Raw genomic sequence first — 18,166 nt, forward strand, 5'->3', positions numbered from 1 at the left:
CAACTGCCGTCATGGGGAATGGGGCGTTGGGCATGGGGCATTGAATAATAATGATCCCTGTACCCTATGCGCGGTTACTCATTAACCATTATCCAAAATTTTGTTTTTCAGCTTTGTTAAATCGATCCTAAATCTAATTGCCGCCAGATTGTCAGATGTCAGTTTTTAACGACTTTTGACTAAACCATTGCTGGTTTTAGCAACTTGATATTAGATTAGCTGAACAATTTCTCTTGCAAGCCCTCCTACTCTACTTTAGCCTTTAAAGTGCTGAAGAGAATGCGGGGAGAAGGACAAGGAAGGTTTTTTCCCAATACCCCATGCCCAATATGCTTATTAAATAATAATTTCTCAAAAAATTTAAAACTCAAAACCCAGTATTGTTAATGTTCCAGATGACTAATGGCCAAAGACTAATGACTAACTCAGCATTCAACACTGTTTATTGAGTCGTTATCACTAGATGAAACCATAACTGGTTGTTGATATAGTGGCACAGTGAATGTGACTGTTGAGCCAAGACCTTCGCCCAGACTATAAAAATGTACCTCGCCGCCCATTGCCTCCACTAACTTTTGGGATATTGCCAGTCCTAAACCTGTGCCGCCGTAATGGCGAGTGCGGGAGCCATCTACCTGAGAGAATAATTGAAACAGTTTATCTTGTTTGTCCAAGGAAACACCGATGCCAGTGTCTGCCACACGTACTCTCACCATGCCAGGAAATTCCTGACCTTGAAAGTTCGGCTTCGCTTTTTTGAGTACTAAATCGGCGCTGACGGTGACACCGCCCTCATGGGTAAATTTGATGGCATTACCTACCAAATTAAGCATCACTTGTAGCAACCGTTGGTAGTTGCTTTGGACAATGATTTCATCGGAGATAGCAGGCATTTGCATCCGAAAGCTGAGGTTTCTCGTTTCTGCTTGGGGACGCATGAAACTTTCTACAGCACTGAATAGCTCATCTAGCTTGACTGGAGCATAAGCTAATTCCATTTTGCCAGCTTCGATTTTAGCAATGTCCAAAATATCGTTAATGATATTCAGCAGATGTATAGATAAGTGGTGAGCTTCTGCTAAAAACTGGTTTTGTTCTTCTGGGTCATCTGCCATTCCTTCTAAAATCAGCTTCAAGAAGCCAATCATGCCGTTGAGGGGAGTACGAATTTCATGGGATACATTAGCTAGAAACTCGCTTTTGAGGCGGGAAGCTTCTTCGGCTTTTTGACGCGCTGATTCTAATTCTTTATATAAAGTAGCATGTGCGATCGCAGTTCCCAATTGATCTGCTGCTTCTTTTGCCAGTTCTAATTCCGATTCTGTTAATGTGTAACATTCATCCTGCCAACTCAAGGCAACCAATCCATTGGCTTGGTCTTGATAGCAAGTCGCAATTACCAAAGTTTTCTGCCGCCCAGACTCTGTGTATCCAGACACTTCCATGACAACTGGTTCTAGAGTTGCCAAAACTTGAGCAAAGGCAGGTTCAGAAGCTATATCTATTTCCGAGCCTAGCATTGATTTGAGTTCTGGCTGGCGATACTCAGCCTTCACCTCCACTTTTGAGCTAGAGGGCTGATAAGGACAAATAATACAGCGCTCTAACCGCAGTGCTTTCCCCAAACTGTCAACTGTTTGCTGCCAAATAATATCTAAATCCAATGTCCGGCGAATATTTCTGGTAATCCGATTTACCAGTTTTTGATGTTGCTGTGAACGTATTGCCAACTCTATTTGTGTGGGTGTTTTTGATGCCACACGCACTTGTTTTTTGTTGAGTGTCGCTTGCACTAAGCGTCCCATCACTAAAACTGTAGTGGCAGTCGTTCCCAAGCTTGGCATAATCGGACTAATCACTAAGTCCAACTCAAATAATTCCTGGTGGTAGCTAAACCAACACTGAAACCTTTCTGGCACCAAACTGGTCAAAATTCGGTGCAATCGTTCCAAATAAGTAACCTTATCCACCGGGACAAAGGTTTGGGTCTGGTTCAGCTCGTCAACTATTTTTTCAGTATTTAACCCCAGGAGTTCGCTGTGCTGCCAATAAAAGGTCAGATAGCGCCCTGCCCCATCTTGCGTATAGACCAACTCGGCTCCTAGAGTTGGTAATGAGCTATCAGTCTTACTGGTAATAGATTCCAGATTTTGGGAAAATACATTTGGCAATTGGGAATTGGCAGTAATAGTCATTAATTGAGTTGGATAAACAAAGGGTATCCGACCGTAATTTTACTAAAGCTGCTCAAATTTTTGCATAAATTTTTACAGCTTTTTTGTTTTTTATTGAGTATTTCTTGGTGTTCTGAAATCTAGATTGGCAAACTTAACTTTTTTAACTTGCATTGACAGCTAATTGATAGCGTCAATCGTTCCATTCACCACGAGGAGGAACGGGGGTACGCACAGGGGTGCGCGTTAGTTCGTCATCTCTGAGGATTTCACCCCGCAACCACTGGCGAATCGCCACCTCAATCACTTTACTTGGATCATTGGTGAGATGCTGAATTTGCTCTAGTAGTTCGGAGTCCAGGCGGACAGCAATTTCTACCTTATCGGCTCGTGTGTTTTCCGCTTCGGTAGTTTTCTCTTGCATATTCATAGGTTTGATATACTCTGAATTGGTTTTGTCTAAAGCTTTGTAAAGCAGTTATATTCATAGTTTGGGCTAATTCGCTGAAAAATCTTCAAGGGCACAGTTAAATAGTTCCCCAAAATAGCACCAAAGTAACAGGCTTTAAGTTTTAAATCGCATTTTTCATATAACTGACTAGACAATGGCTTTAGAAGTTTTGCCGATAAATCAGTGATTCTGGGTAATTACGGGTGGTAATTGCCCATGATCCCTACATGATCCCTACATGTACTTATTTACATTTATTGTACGCTCCTAGCTGATGAATACTAGCAGCAACAAATAGACTTTCATAATATTCTTAAAAGTCCACCTATTTAGATCGAAAGTTAAAGATGGGGTGAAGAGGGAAGGGGAGGCAGAGGGGCAGGGGAGCAGGGTGAAGAATAATAACTCTATAACTCCAAACTCCTAACTCCTAACTCAGCACTAAAAGCAAGCAGCGTCTTGGCTAAGAAAGCATTAAAATACATTAAGTAAATTGCTCTTTTAACTTTGGTTGCTGCTAAGGCAAAGATAGTATATGACTGACGTTCCCGCAGTTCGCATTCGCAATTTTTGTATTATTGCTCACATCGACCACGGGAAATCAACCCTCGCCGATCGCTTGCTACAAGCTACTGGCACTGTTGAAGACCGACAGATGAAGGAACAGTTCCTCGATAACATGGATCTAGAACGGGAGCGCGGCATTACAATTAAGCTGCAAGCTGCCCGGATGAACTACACAGCTAAGGATGGTCAGCAGTATGTGCTGAACTTGATTGATACTCCGGGACACGTGGATTTCTCTTATGAAGTCTCCCGCTCTCTTGTTGCTTGTGAAGGAGCGCTATTGGTAGTAGATGCGTCCCAAGGCGTGGAGGCACAAACTTTGGCCAATGTATATTTAGCGTTAGAGAGTAACCTGGAAATTATCCCGGTTTTGAATAAAATTGATTTGCCTGGGGCAGAACCAGAACGGGTAATTGGCGAGATTGAAGAAATTATCGGCCTAGATTGCAGTGGTGCGATACTCGCCTCTGCTAAAGAAGGAATTGGTATTGATGAGATTTTAGAAGCAGTTGTTGAGCGAATACCACCACCGCCCAATACCATAAATGAACGCTTACGAGCGTTAATATTTGATAGCTATTACGACAGTTACCGGGGAGTAATTGTGTATTTCCGGGTGATGGATGGCACAGTGAAAAAAGGCGATCGCATCCATTTAATGGCATCCGGGAAAGAATTTGAAATTGATGAGTTAGGTGTCCTTTCTCCCACTCAAAAGCAAGTTGAAGAACTACACGCTGGCGAAGTAGGCTATTTAGGAGCGGCAATTAAAGCTGTAGCGGATGCACGGGTAGGAGACACAATTACCCTCAGTAAGGCGAAAGCAGAGGCACCCTTACCAGGTTACGCAGAAGCGAACCCGATGGTTTTTTGCGGGATGTTCCCCATTGATGCTGACCAATTTGAAGATTTGCGGGAAGCCTTAGAAAAGCTCGAACTCAACGACGCAGCGCTGCACTACGAACCAGAAACTTCTAGTGCGATGGGGTTTGGCTTCCGTTGCGGGTTTTTGGGCTTACTGCACATGGAAATTGTCCAGGAACGCCTAGAGCGGGAGTATAACCTAGATTTGATCATTACAGCCCCCTCAGTGGTTTATAAGGTGATTACCCTCAAAGGTGAGGAACTGTACATCGATAATCCTAGCCGCTTACCTTCTCCCAACGATCGCGAAAAAATTGAAGAACCCTACGTCCAAGTAGAGATGATTACACCGGAAACTTATGTTGGCAGCTTAATGGAGTTGTCACAAAATCGCCGTGGCATCTTCAAAGATATGAAATATCTCGCCCAAGGACGAACCACCCTCACCTATGAGCTACCCTTGGCGGAAGTTGTGACTGACTTTTTTGATCAAATGAAGTCGCGATCGCGCGGCTACGCTAGTATGGAATATCACATTATCGGCTACCGTGAAAATCCTCTGGTGAAGCTGGATATTATGATTAACGGCGATCCCGTAGATTCCTTGGCGATGATTGTTCACCGCGATAAAGCTTACAACGTCGGGCGGGCAATGGCAGAAAAACTCAAGGAACTAATTCCCCGCCATCAATTTAAAGTCCCAATTCAGGCATCTATTGGCAGTAAAGTTATTGCCAGCGAACACATCCCCGCCTTGCGGAAAGACGTGCTAGCCAAGTGCTACGGTGGTGACATCAGCCGGAAGAAGAAACTATTACAGAAGCAAGCAAAAGGTAAAAAGCGGATGAAATCTGTAGGTACTGTGGATGTACCACAAGAAGCCTTTATGGCAGTACTGCGCTTGGATCAAAGCTAATAAAATTCAGGAGTCAGGAGCGGAGCAAGGAAAGCTCCGCCTCCGATCAGAATTCATAATCAATTGGAGGTCGAGTGGCAGATAGCGCAGTGGTAGCAAGTCCGCGAGCATCTGAATCTGATCTTTTTAGTCCCGCACCCCAGTTTTTTTGTTATCAATTCTTCTTCAACATCCATTAATTTTAATTACAAAGGCTGTCAACAGCAGCCTTAAGTGTAGGAGTTTTAGCCTGTTACTGGCAGGTTTAGCTTTCACAAAGCAGACTGACTCACTGTTGGCTCAACCATCCTTGAGTGTGCCTCTAGTGCGGGATTTCTAACAGCAAAATATAATTTATTGTAGAAATTCAAAACATCATGAGTCGCAAGCAGGCGCAAGAAAAACTCTCTGAGGCGGAGCAAAAGTATCGCACTCTAGTAGAACAAATTCCGGGCGTTGTTTATATCTCACCGATTAATACCACAGCAAAAGAAGCTTATATTAGTCCGCAACTGCAACAATTATTAGGCATTGCCCCGGAAGATTGGAATCATGGTTTCTTGAATAGTTGGTTAGATTACACTCATCCAGACGATCGTGATCGCTATTGGCAAGCTGTAGACACTGCGATCGCTACTGGAGAGCCTTTGAACATTGAGTATCGGATGATTCGGCACGATGGCAGAACAATTTGGGTACGAAACCAAGCCAATCTTGTTCTCCGTGCCGATGGACAAACTCAGGTACTTCAGGGTTTAGTGTTTGATATTACCGAACGCAAACAGGTAGAAGCAGCACTGCAAGAAAGCGAAGCGCGTTATCGTGCCATCCTCGAAGACCAAACGGAACTGATTGCTAGATGCTTACCAGATGGCATCGTTACATTTGTTAATGAAGCTTTCTGTCGATTTTTTGGACTGAAGCGCGAAGAGATTATCGCCTACCACTACGAACCTGTTGTGTTTGAGGAAGACCGGGAACGTGTGTTTAGTCTGGTAAATTCCATCAGCTTAGAAAATCCCGTTATCACCATTGAAAATCGGGTCATAGCTTGCCAAGGGGTGCGGTGGACACAGTGGGTTATTCGAGGGATATTTGATCACCAGGGTACGATTGTAGAACTTCAATCGGTTGGACGAGATATTACTGACCGTAAACTGGTAGAACAAGCTTTAAGTGAAAATGAGCAAAAATTCCGTGCTATTTTCAATCAAACCATTCACTTTATCGGATTGCTTCAGCCGGATGGAATAGTGTTAGAAGCTAACCAAACAGCACTGGAATTTGCTGGAATTACTCGAAAAGAAGTAGTTGGTAAACCATTTTGGGAAGGAAAATGGTGGACAATTTCTCCAAAGACCCAAGCACAATTAAAAACTGCGATCGCATCTGCTGCCAATGGTGAATCGATTCGCTATGAAGTTGACGTTTTAGGTCGAGATCATCGAGTTATGACGATTGATTTCTCACTACGTCCCATACTCGATGAAACAGGGCGTGTGTCACTACTAATTTCCGAGGGGCAAGATATTAGTGAATATCAAGCCGCGCTGCGCGAACGCCACAAAGCTGAAGAAGCATTGCGCTCAAGTCAAGACTTTCTGCAAAAAATTGCTAATACTGTACCCCATATTTTGTATTTGTTTGACCTTTTGCAAGGAACAAGCATTTATCTTAACGAGCAGAGTGTTGCAGTTTTAGGCTATTCTGCGGAGGAAATTTGTCAAGCAGATCCGCAATGGTTTATAAATTGCTTTCATCCAGATGACCAACACCTCTGCTATGACCTACCAAGTCGCTTCGTTAACCTTAGCGACAATGAAGTAATTTCCACCGAATACCGATTCCGACACAAAAATGGGGAGTGGCGTTGGCTCAATACACGAGAAGTCATATTTGCCAGAGATGGTAGCGGTACTCCAACGCAGATTCTTGGCTCGGTAGAAGACATTAGCACTCGCAAACAAGTCGAAGGGTTACTGCGACAACAGGCGGAGGGGGAGCGGCTAATTACTGAAGTAACTCAACAGATTCGGCAATCACTGAATTTGGAGGAGGTTCTTCATACAACAGTAAACAGTATTCGACAGTGTTTGGGTTCAGATTCCGTAGCTATCTACCAGTTAGAATCTGACGGAAGTGGCAATTTTGCAGCGGAATCAGTGGGTAATGACTACCCCCAGAGATTAGAGCACATAATGCACCCATTTTCGATCAAACAAGATTTTAGCGGCTATTACCAGGGATTACCTACAGTCTTACATGATATTCAGGAGTCTAATTTTTCAGCCGATCTTTTAGAGTTATTAGAGCTTTATCAGATTAAGGCCGCGATGGTAGTGCCGATCTTGAATGGAGAGCATCTGTGGGGTTTACTGATTGCTCACCAGTGCGCCGCACCTCGTTACTGGCAAGCGTTTGAAGTTAATTTATTGCAGCAGTTGGCAAGGCAAGTAGCGATCGCTATTCATCAATCAGTACTCTACCAGCAAGTACAAGCTGCCAATGAAGAACTACAAAGATTAGCTACCCTAGATGGCTTGACTCAAATAGCCAATCGCCGCCGATTTGATGAGTATCTTGAGGATGAGTGGCATCGCCTCAAACGCGAGCAAGCGCCGTTGTCTTTAATTTTGTTCGATGTCGATTTTTTTAAACGCTACAACGATACCTATGGGCATTTAGCAGGGGATGATTGTTTGCGGCAATTGGGGAGTACCCTCAAAAGTATTATTAAGCGTCCAGCCGATTTAGTAGCGCGTTACGGCGGGGAAGAATTTGCTGCAATTCTGCCTAATACAGAGATTCAAGGAGCAATCTATGTAGCTCAAACTATTCGACAAGCAGTCCGCAACTTGGCCATTCCTCATGCTCAATCTAGTGTGTGCGATCGCGTTACTGTCAGTCTAGGCGTTGTCAGCATTGTGCCAAATTCTGAAATTTCGCCGCAAGACTTGATTAATGCTGCGGACAAAGCACTTTATCTAGCCAAACAGCAAGGGCGCGATCAAGTTCATGCTGTCTGCGTCGTTATCCCTTCTTAAAGCCTAAGTTGCAAAACGAGCGCTCAATTGTCCTAATTACGAATTACGAATTAGTATTATCCTTGCTTCCTATCCCTAGCCCACAGTTGATAACCTTTGATAAGCTTTAACAAAATCACTGTTAAAAAATCTCAAAATTTTAGTAAACATACTCACTGCATTTGCCACCCTTGTATTTTTAGGTAAATGTAGTTTTTTAGATATTTGTAAAGTGTTGGGGAGTCTAGCAGATGAAGATACTGGTACTGAGTTGGGAGTTTCCGCCGAGGATTGTTGGGGGAATTGCGCGGCATGTAGCGGAGTTGTACCCAGAGTTGGTAAAGCTAGGGCATGAAGTCCACCTGATTACAGCGGAGTTTGGTCAGGCATCGATGTATGAGGTGGTTGAGGGAGTGAAGATACATCGAGTGCCAGTGGCACATAGTAATGACTTTTTCCACTGGGTAGTCAATCTCAACCTGAGTATGGGAGATCACGGTGGGAAGTTGATTTTAGAAGAAGGGCCCTTTGATTTAATTCATGCCCATGATTGGTTAGTTGGAGATGCTGCGATCGCTCTCAAGCATAATTTTAAAATACCACTAATTGCCACAATTCACGCTACAGAATACGGACGCTATAACGGTATTCACACAGACATCCAAGGCTATATTAATGGCAAAGAAAACTTGCTAGCTTTTAACGCTTGGCGGATTATCGTCTGTAGCGACTATATGCGCCAAGAACTAGGACGAGCACTACAAAGTCCTTGGGACAAAATCGATGTCATTTATAACGGTATCCGAGCCGAAAAGAAACAACATCACGTAGATTTCCATGCTCTGGATTTTCGCCGCCAATTCGCCGCAGACGAGGAGAAAATCGTTTACTACCTCGGTCGCATGACTTACGAAAAGGGTGTACCTATATTACTTAATGCTGCACCCAAAATACTTTCCCAAATGGGAGGTAACGTGAAATTTGTCATCGTTGGTGGCGGTAATACTGACCATCTCAAGCGCCAAGCCTGGGATTTGGGAATTTGGCATCATTGCTATTTTACTGGTTTTCTCTCCGATGAATACTTAGATAAATTCCAAACTGTCGCTGACTGTGCCGTTTTTCCTAGTCTTTACGAACCCTTTGGAATTGTAGCTTTAGAAAGCTTTGCCTCTCGTGTACCTGTAGTAGTTTCTGATACTGGTGGTTTTCCCGAAGTGGTGCAACATACCAAAACAGGCATTGTCACTTGGGTGAACAATCCCGATTCTTTAGCTTGGGGAATTTTGGAAGTGTTGAAAAATCCAGGATATCGGCAATGGCTGGTGGATAACGCTTATGAGGATTTAAAGCGACGCTTTAGCTGGCCGAAACTAGCCAAGCAAACTGAAGAAGTATATCAGCAAGTTGTACAAGAGCGATCGCAAACTGTCTGGTAAGGGACTTCTAACGAAAATCGGCGGAAATCCCATGCCTTCAAAGGGTGTTCGGGATAGCCACCCGCCGATTTAGTCATTAGTACCAATGACTAATCGGTTTCCCCACAGCAATTCAAGAAAACGAGGGAAGGCGAGAGCGTGTCGGAAAGACTTACGATGTTTTCGTAGCCGTGAGATGAGTTAGATGATGACATACAGCCTCCAATGAGGTCATGGTGTATATATCACATTTGATTCATCACTTGTATGAACATTTTAATGCTATCTTCCACCTTTCCCTACCCACCAACGCGCGGGGGAACCCAAGTCAGGACATTTAATTTACTTAAATACCTGAGTCAACGCCATACTGTTACTCTCGCTACTCAACGCGAGGGTGATCTTACAGATACAGAAATAGCAGGATTACGCGATTGTGTGGATCATCTAGCCATTTTTGAACGCCCGCCAGATTATGGAACCACCGGAATATTCCAGAAAATACAGCGATTTGGTAGATTTTTGCAACAGGGGACACCACCAAGTGTACTCAACCGCTACTCACTTGAGATGCAAACTTGGGTTAATAACTGGGTGGAAGCGGGAAAATGTGATGTGATTACCTCCGAACATAGCGTCAATGAAATTTATGTACAATCGCATTTTCAGAAACAGCTAAAAACCATAGTTAATGTTCATAGTTCTGTTTACGCTACCTGTAGGAACCAACTAGCAACGGGTATTTCAGAAAATTCCCTCAGAGACAAAATTAATCTCCCACTTTTGCATCGTTATGAACAAAGCTACTGTTCTAAATTTTCGGCAATTGTCGCAACAACAGAAGAAGATAAAATTCAACTACAGGAATTTAACCCTAATAGTGAAATTACAGTTATTCCCAATGGCGTAGATTTAGTTTCTTTCCCCAACCGTACCACCGATCCAGGAGGACATCGCTTAATTTTTATCGGTGCAATGGATAATTTGGCAAACATTGATGCTGTCTGCTTTTTCAGCAACCAAGTTTTGCCAGAAATTCAAAAATTTTATCCTGATACAACTTTTGATATTGTCGGTTCTCATCCGGTACCAGAAGTTTTAGCACTCGATAAAAGACCAGGAATTAATGTGATTGGGCGTGTACCTTCGATGGTAGAATATTTACATCAAGCAACCATCTGTGTTGTACCCATGCGGACTGGGTTTGGCATTAAAAATAAAACTTTAGAGGCAATGGCAGCTGGTATACCTGTAGTGGCAAGCGATCGCGGCTTAGAAGGATTAGCCGTAGATGGTTCTAGTCAATCATTACGGGCATTACGAGCGAATAAACCGACAGAGTACATCACCGCTATTAGTCAACTATTTGATCGTCCACATCTGCGTTCAGAATTGTCTCACAACGGTAGACAACTGGTAGAAACTGAATTCACTTGGGATATCGCTGGTAAAAGCTATGAACAAGTTTGTCTTGGGACTAATTCGTAATTAGCACACACAGAAAAATACTTGATCTAATAAAGAACCCAGCCTCAGATCCCGATAAATTTTAATTGTTCTTTCTTATCGGTGTAGGACAAATCTCTGTAGAGACCTTGTAATACAACGTCTCTACATCGGTCGTGCAAAATATCTTATCTAAATCGTATTGGTTCAGGGTTAGCTTGTGAAGAAACACGTTAATTATTCTCAAACCTAGTCGAAGCTCCTAACACAAGTAATTTCTTATGCTTATGTTTATTCTTATTTTTGAGGGTAGTCAAATAATTATCAACGTAGCGGAAAGCAGCTGCACCATCGTAATCAGCAATGGCTATAGCTTGTAAGAAAACCTTTGAAGGAATTTCAAACTCTAAAAACTTTTCTGTTAAAATTAATAAATCTTTATCGGTGGCGGGAAAAGTAGTTTCTTCTGCCTCTTCTGGATCATAGAAGATATCTTCAATTAATGTTTTATACACTTTGTACCTCCCCAAATGCATAAGATGCAAAGCCAGTGATAAAGTTTAGCTGCTGATCGCGAGTTTGTAAGTTAACTGGGAGTTCAGTACCAGGGCATCCTATCTCCCTTAATATCTCTAAACAATAAGTACTGAGTTGAGTGTATGGAGCTTGCTCCAATTCTTGAGCTACTTCTAGAGCCATCTCCAGATTGACTTGGATAACCGTCGTTACAGGGTTGGTCATAAACACGCCCTAATAAACTGGATGCTCTAAGTTTTGATCACAAGCACAAATAGCGTAACGGTGTTTTTGCGGAATTTATGAAGAGGGGGAAATAAAGTATCAGCGCATTTGCGGTAATGTATCCGAAATTATGCAAACTAGGCTGAAAGCTTGGTCATTTCCATCTAGGTGCGATCGCTTGCACCAGAAGATGTTAGCGTATCCCTTTGGGAATATTGCTACACGCATCGCTTGCCAAAATAAAGTATAAATACTTAAAATTTTGGTCTTGCAGACAATGACAAAATCAAGACTTCAGTCCTGACTACGAACATTTTTAAGGAAGAAACATTAAAAAACCCACAATTTTACTCACCGCTACTAAGGGTTTTTTGTTGTTGATAACGCTGTTTAAACTGCTGTTGTTGGATTTTATGATCGACAATTGGGTCAGGATAGCCAACAGCATGACGTTCTAAAGGTGGAATTTTACCAGTAACTAAATATTCTGTATCTACAGATCGCAATTCTGATACCCATTGCCGAATATATTCCCCCTCTGGATCAAATTTTTGTGTTTGACTAGCTGGGTTGAAAATTCGCACGGGTTTAGGGTCCATGCCGCTAGAAGCACTCCATTGCCAACCACCATTATTAGCAGATAAATCTCCGTCAATCAGGTGCTGCATAAAGTATTTTTCTCCCAATTGGGGATTAATTAGCAAGTCTTTAGTGAGGAAACTGGCGACAATCATTCGACAACGGTTATGCATCCAGCCACTTTCATTCATCTGACGCATTGCTGCATCCACAATGGGGTAGCCTGTTCTCCCCTCACACCAAGCTTGGAAGTGTTCTTCGTTAGTTTCCCAAGGAAAGTTCTTAAAGGTGTCACGGAAAGCACCATCAGCTAATTCGGGAAAGTTATACATTGCATGTTGATAAAACTCCCGCCAAGCTAATTCCTGTTGCCATGTGCGAATATTAACTGCTGTTTCCTCACTGCGGCTGTTTTCCAGTGCTTCTATCGTGGCTTGCCAAACGGTGCGAATGCCAATTACCCCAAATTTCAAAGCTGCACTCAGTTGCGATGTTCCGTCCACTGCGGGGAAATTCCGCTGTTCTTGGTATTCAGTAATAGCTTTATTAGTAAATTCCTCTAGCCGTTCTTGCGCCGCCGCCTCTCCCGGTGAAAGAATCAATTGTTCATCCCAAATAAATCCTAAATCTTTAGCTGAAGGTAGTGTCAAGGCTCCTGCAAGTTTAGCAATTTCTTGTTCAGCATCTGTTAACCCCTCAACATTTTGCAGAGTTTCTACTGGGTTCGCTTTCGGTTTGGTAATCCAATTTTTCCAGAAGGGGGTGTAAACCGTATAAGGTTGATTACCTCCCGTGCGGATCTCATCTGGGGAGTTGAGGATTTGATCCCAGTTTTGGTTAAGAAACTGAATGCCTTTTTCTTTGAGGGCATTTATAACGGTGCGATCGCGTTCTTGCGAATAAGGTTCTACATCCCAATTCCAAAAAACAGCTTTGGCTGTTAAAGCTTCTGCTAAAGCTGGTATCGCTTGTACAGGATCAGCGTGGAGTATTAATAACTGGCTACCAACTTGAGCATATCTCTCTTGGAGTTTCTGCAAACAGCCAATCATATAAGTTACTCTTACAGGAGCAACATCATCCCGTTCCAGAATATGCGGATCAAGGCAAAACACGCCCACCACTTTCGGACTCTGCCGTTTTGCCGCAGCCAGTCCCGTATTGTCAGAAATGCGTAAATCGCGCCGATGCCAAAACAGAATTAAGTCAGACATTCCATGCTAGATATAGTTCACCCGTACTAGCTTAGATGCTATTGGTACCAATGAACATCATTCTGGCGATAAATTTCTTCTTTAAGCTCATGCCACCCCTAAAAGGTAGGGCTGTTTCACGTTGACTGATGACGGTTGACGGTTAACAGTCATCAGTCATCAGTCATCAAACCCCGGCTTATCAATCGGAAATAGTGACTTTTAAGCTCAAAGTTGAGTATACTCTTCTTAACAGTTAATTAGTCTTTTTGTCATGGCTAACCTACTACTTGACGACGGTACGATTGAGAGCGATTTAGGCGAAATAGCTCGTGAGCTTGCCCCTCTTGGCATTGAACTCAGACACTACGACCCAGGAACATCGCTTCTCTTTCCCAATCTGCTAGACCAGGACTTTTTAACTGAGTCCGAGAAACGTTATTGTGTAGAACTCCATAACAGTGTCTTTGAATTTATTCAGCAAGAAAATGGCGCTCTCTGGTGTGACTTGCTAAATGTGCATCCAGGTACCTTTAATCTTCACCATCTGATAGCAACCTATGGGCGTTACCATACTCATCCTGCCGCGGAACCCCTCTATGTGTTGGCAGGAGAAATGATCTATGGCTTCGTGCGACCTGATGGCAGCCAAGTACAGCTTTTAGTTCAGGCACAAGACTATCTCTATATCCCCGCCGGCGTTGAGCATTGGTGCAGCCCGACTGCATCGTTGAATTTCAAAGGGGTACGCTATTTTGCGATCGCAGAAGGCTGGGTTCCCAATTATACAGGCACTCAAGTAAGTGATTCGCTCAACAAGCCGCGCTAAGGCTATTATCCCTAACTCAATTAGAGGATTTAAGTGAGGCGCTATTAGATTTCTCCGCAGTGGCAGACTTGACAAAATGGTTAAATAATGTTATGTGAGGCTGAAAAATTCACTCAACTTCTTCACAGCGAATTAACAGTGTTTCCATCTCCTCTGCTAGAGAAATCAACTCTGTCCAAGAGGAACCACTAACTAAATTTTGGGCATGAGCTAATCGGTTTCGCAACTGTTCAGCAGACTTGAGGAAGCGTTCGCCAAACCGCTTGGACTTTAGTTCCAGTTGCTGGAGAAGTTCTGGTTGATTTAAAATCAACTCTCGCTTATCACAGAATTGCAGATAATCTAATAAATCGGTAGCTTCGTTTCTTTCTTGGCTCTCTCGCCATAGCCTTTGAGCAACTTCTAAGCGTTCAGGTTTGAGGACTTTTTGCCAAGAATCTTGAGGATAGTAAATCCGCACCAGCCGCAGCAGATTCATTTCTAGCAGCGTTACCAAGCCAAACAGTAGCATTCGCGCGGGTGCTTTCTGCAAGTCGCCACAGGTAACAATGCCACTTACCTGATTGCAGTCTAAAACAAACAATCGCGGAGTTTGTTGTAGGATGGGTAGCAACTTCATCAGTGGGGTGGAAATGGCAATTAGCTCTTTTGGATGAAACACCCGTTGATAGTCGCCACACTTGCCTTCTTTGCCTTGAATCAAACTAGAGCGTTCTACATAACCGCTAATAATATCTCCCGTCTCAACGCCGATAACATCAAAATTTTGTGCCTGCATCCAATGCAGCACTTCTGTCACTTCCGCATCGGCGGGCATAGCTTTAAGGGGTTCTGCCACGTATTCAATAGTGATATTGTTCTCAAATAAACTCCGCAGGTCTTGAGAACGAGATTTTAGGTGTTTCATCCCCCTACTGTGAACTCACGTTAAATAATCCTACGGCACTCAAGCGATCGCCATCTAGAATTTTCGCCCAGATTACCTCTGCGTAGGCGTAGCCCAACCTAGGCATCGCTATCTCAACAAATACCATAAACGGTATACCATCCTTATTGGTATAAAGATAGTGGCAGTTAGACATTTTCAAGTAGCAGAATATTTTGCACCACAAAAAATAAATATTTATGTAGTTATCTGTATGAGATTAGTTGATTAATTTTCGCTAAAAATGCCGAAAATCCTGACAAAAAAAATGTTATTACTAAAACGACATATCGAATTGATACTTGGTAGAATTTTACCAAGATAACCAAAATTGATAATATTATTATGCCAAGAAAAGAACAAGGATGGGTTACATTTCAAACATCAGAGGACGAGCGGAAGATTCTGGAGGAGTTCTGTGAACAGTCTCAACGCACCAAGACTGAGATTCTGCGGGAACTCGTGCGTGGTCTCAATCAGCACTCTTCGACACCAATATCACCACCAACTCACCAGGAAGAACAGGAAGATATCTACTACACTCAAAAGCCTGACATAGAAAGTAGTATTCCCAAAAAATCACTAAAAGTTAGCTCTCGGAATATTCTTAAAGGTGTCGTTAAACGAGTTATTTATGGAGCAGTTAATAGTGAGGTGACTCTGGAAATTATTCATAAAGTAGAATTAACTTCGATTATCACTAGAGCTTCCGCAGAAGAATTGGAACTATCTGAGGGAAAAGAAGCTTATGCAGTCATTAAATCTAACGATATTGTCATTGCCAGAGAATAGAAATACTTGATTTTAGGCGTTGGATATTAAGAAGATGAATTATCACTAACATTTTTGATTTTGGATAACTGCAATCTGACTAATATTTGATATTTGAAAAAACTCAGTAGATGTCTATTCCCTTTTTTCCTGTTCCCTGTTCCCTCCCTACGCAAGTAAGTTTAGGGATAAAATCGGATTTCTAAAGATAAATTGAGTATATGTTTAAAAACAATACGGATGACACAAGACGCACGACAATATGCACCAGCAACTGAGCGCAACCGTGAACCAATTCTAGAAATACTTTTGCAGGTATTGCCTCAGAGTGGCACTATTTTAGAAATAGCAAGTGGCACTGGTGAACACGCAGTATTTTTTGCGTCTAGGCTCAGTTCTCATTTGTGGTTACCAACAGATGCAAATTTAGAATTACGAGCCAGCATTATTGCATGGACTGAACACATTGGATGTAATAACGTTTGTCCACCGCTTGAGCTAGATGTCAGAGAACCAGTTTGGGCAGTGGAGAAAGGAGCAGTGACTCAGTGGCTTAATATTTCGCCAATTGTCACCATCGTCAATATTAATATGATTCACATTTCACCGTGGTCAGCCTGTCTAGGACTAATGGCAGGGGCAGGTCGGATCTTAGCAGCAGGAGGTATTCTCTATTTATATGGGCCTTTTAAACAAGGTTACGAACATACAGCAGCAAGTAATGCAGCTTTTGACGAATATTTACGCGCCCAAAACCAAGAATGGGGTGTACGTAACTTGGATGATGTAGTGGCAGCAGCTAAGGCAGAACATTTGATTTTGAAACAGATTTACCAAATGCCAGCAAATAATCTCTCAGTAGTGTTTGAACGTTCTGCTATTGAATAATTCTGCTTAAGGCTTCTGTAGAAAGGTTGGTTGAGGTCTGTAGTAGAAAGTGGAGAATGGGGGAGCATAGGAGGCAGAGGGGAAGTTGTAGTAAGTGTTTCTCCTCTGACTATTTGCTCCTTGTGCCCAATACCCAATACCTATTCCTTGAGCAGCAAATAATATAGTGAACCATTACCGCCTGTGATACCAGCGCGATCGCCTGCTAGTTTACCAGACCCCATAAAATAATCCACCCGTCCTGGTCCCTTGATGGCGCTTCCTGTATCCTGGTCAAGTACAAAGCGGCTGACAGTACGCCTCTCTAGTTTGCCACCACTGACAGGATAGGGAAATGAGTTATAAATCAGGGCTAGCGCTCCCGGAGGCATGAGAGACTTATCTGTAGCAATGGAACGTTCTGCTGTCACTGGCACATGAATACTACCAGTAGCTGGTCTACCACTTGTTTCTTGGAAGAAAACAAATCGTTCCCAGCGGGGCAGATAATTGCTCAACTCTTGGGGCTTTCCTTTGAAATAACTAATTAGACGTGGCATTGTTAATCCTTCCAGTGGAAGTTTGCCATCTTTCGCTAGTTCTTTGCCGATGCTAGTCCAAGGGTAATCAGTTCCACCTGCATAGCCAATTGATGTTGTTTTGCCATTAGTTAATTTAATTTGGGCAGAACCTTGGATATGTACCATGTATGCGTCTAGGCGATCGCGGAACCAAAGCATTTCTAAACCACGCAACTGGCTCTTATTCCCTAGTAAACCATCCTTTCCTTCCAAATCAATTCGTTTTGGGTGGGGTTTGGGCCATGTGCTGAAATCAGATGGTAGCCGATAAAGGGGATACTTGTATGTTGCAGTCCTGACACGGCTGGCAGTATAAATAGGTTCGTAGTAAGCAGTGAACTTAACAGTACCCTTGCCATCGTTGCCTACAGACTGGTAAAAGACAAACTCTCGGCGAACAGCGGCTTGTAATTGCGCTGCTGACTTAGAACTGACAACTAGTTGGCGGAAACGTACCAAACTCCGGCGGACGCGATCAAGCGTAATTTCCTTAACTGGATAATTTTGATATGCTGCGATCGCCTCTTTCTTTGTTAGATAAAGCAGACTGTTATCAATGGAAGCCAACAGCGCTTTGCGATCGCCGGTTTTACCTCTTTGACCCCAAATTTGCTCATCCCAACCCAAGCAAGTCTGCTGGAGCGCACAATCGCTTCCGATAGCGATTGGTTTTAGCGGCGGCGTTACCTCAGGAGTAGTTGGTATTGGTAGAGCCGGGAGATCAGGAGTAGTCGGTACTGGCAACGGCAGAAAGTTAGGAACTTGAGCAACAACCGACCAGAGAGGGTTTACAAGGGCAATTCCCAGACTAAAGGAAAACAAAGCAAGGGTTTTTCTCATCA

The 18,166-nt window shown here is 43.1% G+C and carries 15 protein-coding genes and 1 pseudogene; 8 read left to right on the forward strand and 8 right to left on the reverse strand.

From position 1 onward, the window contains the following. Nucleotides 1-425 precede the first annotated feature (425 nt). Both ACEYW6_RS19665 and ACEYW6_RS19670 read right to left on the reverse strand, forming a co-directional pair. Nucleotides 426-2,195, reverse strand: coding sequence for an ATP-binding protein (locus tag ACEYW6_RS19665; RefSeq protein WP_412981063.1), 1,770 nt, complete (start codon nt 2,193-2,195; stop codon nt 426-428). 172 nt (nt 2,196-2,367) lie between these two features. Beyond that, entirely contained in the window at nt 2,368-2,604 is a 237-nt protein-coding gene (locus ACEYW6_RS19670) for a hypothetical protein (protein WP_012408258.1), read from the reverse strand. Between the two features lie 556 nt (nt 2,605-3,160). On the opposite strand from ACEYW6_RS19670, the gene lepA reads away from it, so the two are divergent. The 4 genes from lepA to ACEYW6_RS19690 all read left to right on the forward strand — a co-directional run bounded on the left by lepA (nt 3,161) and on the right by ACEYW6_RS19690 (nt 10,880). Beyond that, on the forward strand, nt 3,161-4,972 hold the full coding sequence (gene lepA / locus ACEYW6_RS19675; protein ID WP_412981064.1) for a translation elongation factor 4: 1,812 nt from the start codon (nt 3,161-3,163) through the stop codon (nt 4,970-4,972). 356 nt (nt 4,973-5,328) lie between these two features. Further along, nucleotides 5,329-7,995: a PAS domain S-box protein gene (locus tag ACEYW6_RS19680; protein WP_412981065.1), complete on the forward strand. Its 2,667-nt coding sequence runs from the start codon at nt 5,329-5,331 to the stop codon at nt 7,993-7,995. Between the two features lie 230 nt (nt 7,996-8,225). Then, nucleotides 8,226-9,413: a glycosyltransferase family 4 protein gene (locus tag ACEYW6_RS19685; protein ID WP_412981066.1), complete on the forward strand. Its 1,188-nt coding sequence runs from the start codon at nt 8,226-8,228 to the stop codon at nt 9,411-9,413. A 246-nt stretch (nt 9,414-9,659) separates the two neighbouring features. Then, nucleotides 9,660-10,880, forward strand: coding sequence for a glycosyltransferase family 4 protein (locus ACEYW6_RS19690; protein WP_412981067.1), 1,221 nt, complete (start codon nt 9,660-9,662; stop codon nt 10,878-10,880). Nucleotides 10,881-11,071: 191 nt separating this feature from the next. On the opposite strand, the gene ACEYW6_RS19695 is transcribed toward ACEYW6_RS19690, so the two are convergent. The 3 genes from ACEYW6_RS19695 to ACEYW6_RS19705 all read right to left on the reverse strand — a co-directional run bounded on the left by ACEYW6_RS19695 (nt 11,072) and on the right by ACEYW6_RS19705 (nt 13,372). Continuing rightward, entirely contained in the window at nt 11,072-11,353 is a 282-nt protein-coding gene (locus ACEYW6_RS19695; protein WP_412981068.1) for a hypothetical protein, read from the reverse strand. Then, nucleotides 11,346-11,579 carry a hypothetical protein gene (locus ACEYW6_RS19700; RefSeq protein WP_190891926.1) on the reverse strand — a complete coding sequence of 78 codons (234 nt, stop codon included), beginning with the start codon at nt 11,577-11,579 and terminating at the stop codon, nt 11,346-11,348. Before ACEYW6_RS19700 ends, ACEYW6_RS19695 begins: the two co-directional genes overlap by 8 nt. A gap of 347 nt (nt 11,580-11,926) precedes the next feature. Next, nucleotides 11,927-13,372: a deoxyribodipyrimidine photo-lyase, 8-HDF type gene (locus tag ACEYW6_RS19705; protein WP_412981069.1), complete on the reverse strand. Its 1,446-nt coding sequence runs from the start codon at nt 13,370-13,372 to the stop codon at nt 11,927-11,929. 253 nt (nt 13,373-13,625) lie between these two features. Here ACEYW6_RS19705 and ACEYW6_RS19710 point away from each other — a divergent pair, with 253 nt between their 5' ends. Beyond that, a complete protein-coding gene (locus tag ACEYW6_RS19710) occupies nt 13,626-14,180 on the forward strand; it encodes a 1,2-dihydroxy-3-keto-5-methylthiopentene dioxygenase (RefSeq protein ID WP_412981070.1) in 555 nt (184 codons plus the stop codon). Between the two features lie 32 nt (nt 14,181-14,212). Beyond that, nucleotides 14,213-14,278 (forward strand): annotated as a pseudogene (locus tag ACEYW6_RS19715) (hypothetical protein); the annotation flags it as partial. An 11-nt stretch (nt 14,279-14,289) separates the two neighbouring features. Here ACEYW6_RS19715 and ACEYW6_RS19720 read toward each other — a convergent pair. Both ACEYW6_RS19720 and ACEYW6_RS19725 read right to left on the reverse strand, forming a co-directional pair. Further along, nucleotides 14,290-15,087, reverse strand: coding sequence for a hypothetical protein (locus ACEYW6_RS19720; RefSeq protein ID WP_196511370.1), 798 nt, complete (start codon nt 15,085-15,087; stop codon nt 14,290-14,292). A gap of 4 nt (nt 15,088-15,091) precedes the next feature. After that, nucleotides 15,092-15,262: a hypothetical protein gene (locus tag ACEYW6_RS19725; protein ID WP_412981071.1), complete on the reverse strand. Its 171-nt coding sequence runs from the start codon at nt 15,260-15,262 to the stop codon at nt 15,092-15,094. A gap of 188 nt (nt 15,263-15,450) precedes the next feature. Between ACEYW6_RS19725 and ACEYW6_RS19730 the strand changes: the two genes are divergently transcribed. Beyond that, nucleotides 15,451-15,897, forward strand: a complete 447-nt coding sequence (locus ACEYW6_RS19730; protein WP_412981072.1) for a TOBE domain-containing protein — start codon at nt 15,451-15,453, stop codon at nt 15,895-15,897. A gap of 219 nt (nt 15,898-16,116) precedes the next feature. Continuing rightward, nucleotides 16,117-16,764 (forward strand): DUF938 domain-containing protein, encoded by a 648-nt coding sequence (locus tag ACEYW6_RS19735; protein WP_412981073.1) that lies wholly within the window; start codon nt 16,117-16,119, stop codon nt 16,762-16,764. 140 nt (nt 16,765-16,904) lie between these two features. On the opposite strand, the gene ACEYW6_RS19740 is transcribed toward ACEYW6_RS19735, so the two are convergent. Beyond that, nucleotides 16,905-18,164, reverse strand: coding sequence for a murein transglycosylase A (locus tag ACEYW6_RS19740; protein WP_412981104.1), 1,260 nt, complete (start codon nt 18,162-18,164; stop codon nt 16,905-16,907). Nucleotides 18,165-18,166: the final 2 nt, after the last annotated feature.

The organism is Nostoc sp. UIC 10607 (assembly GCF_047228265.1).
GTDB classification, from domain to species: Bacteria; Cyanobacteriota; Cyanobacteriia; order Cyanobacteriales; family Nostocaceae; genus Nostoc; species Nostoc foliaceum_A.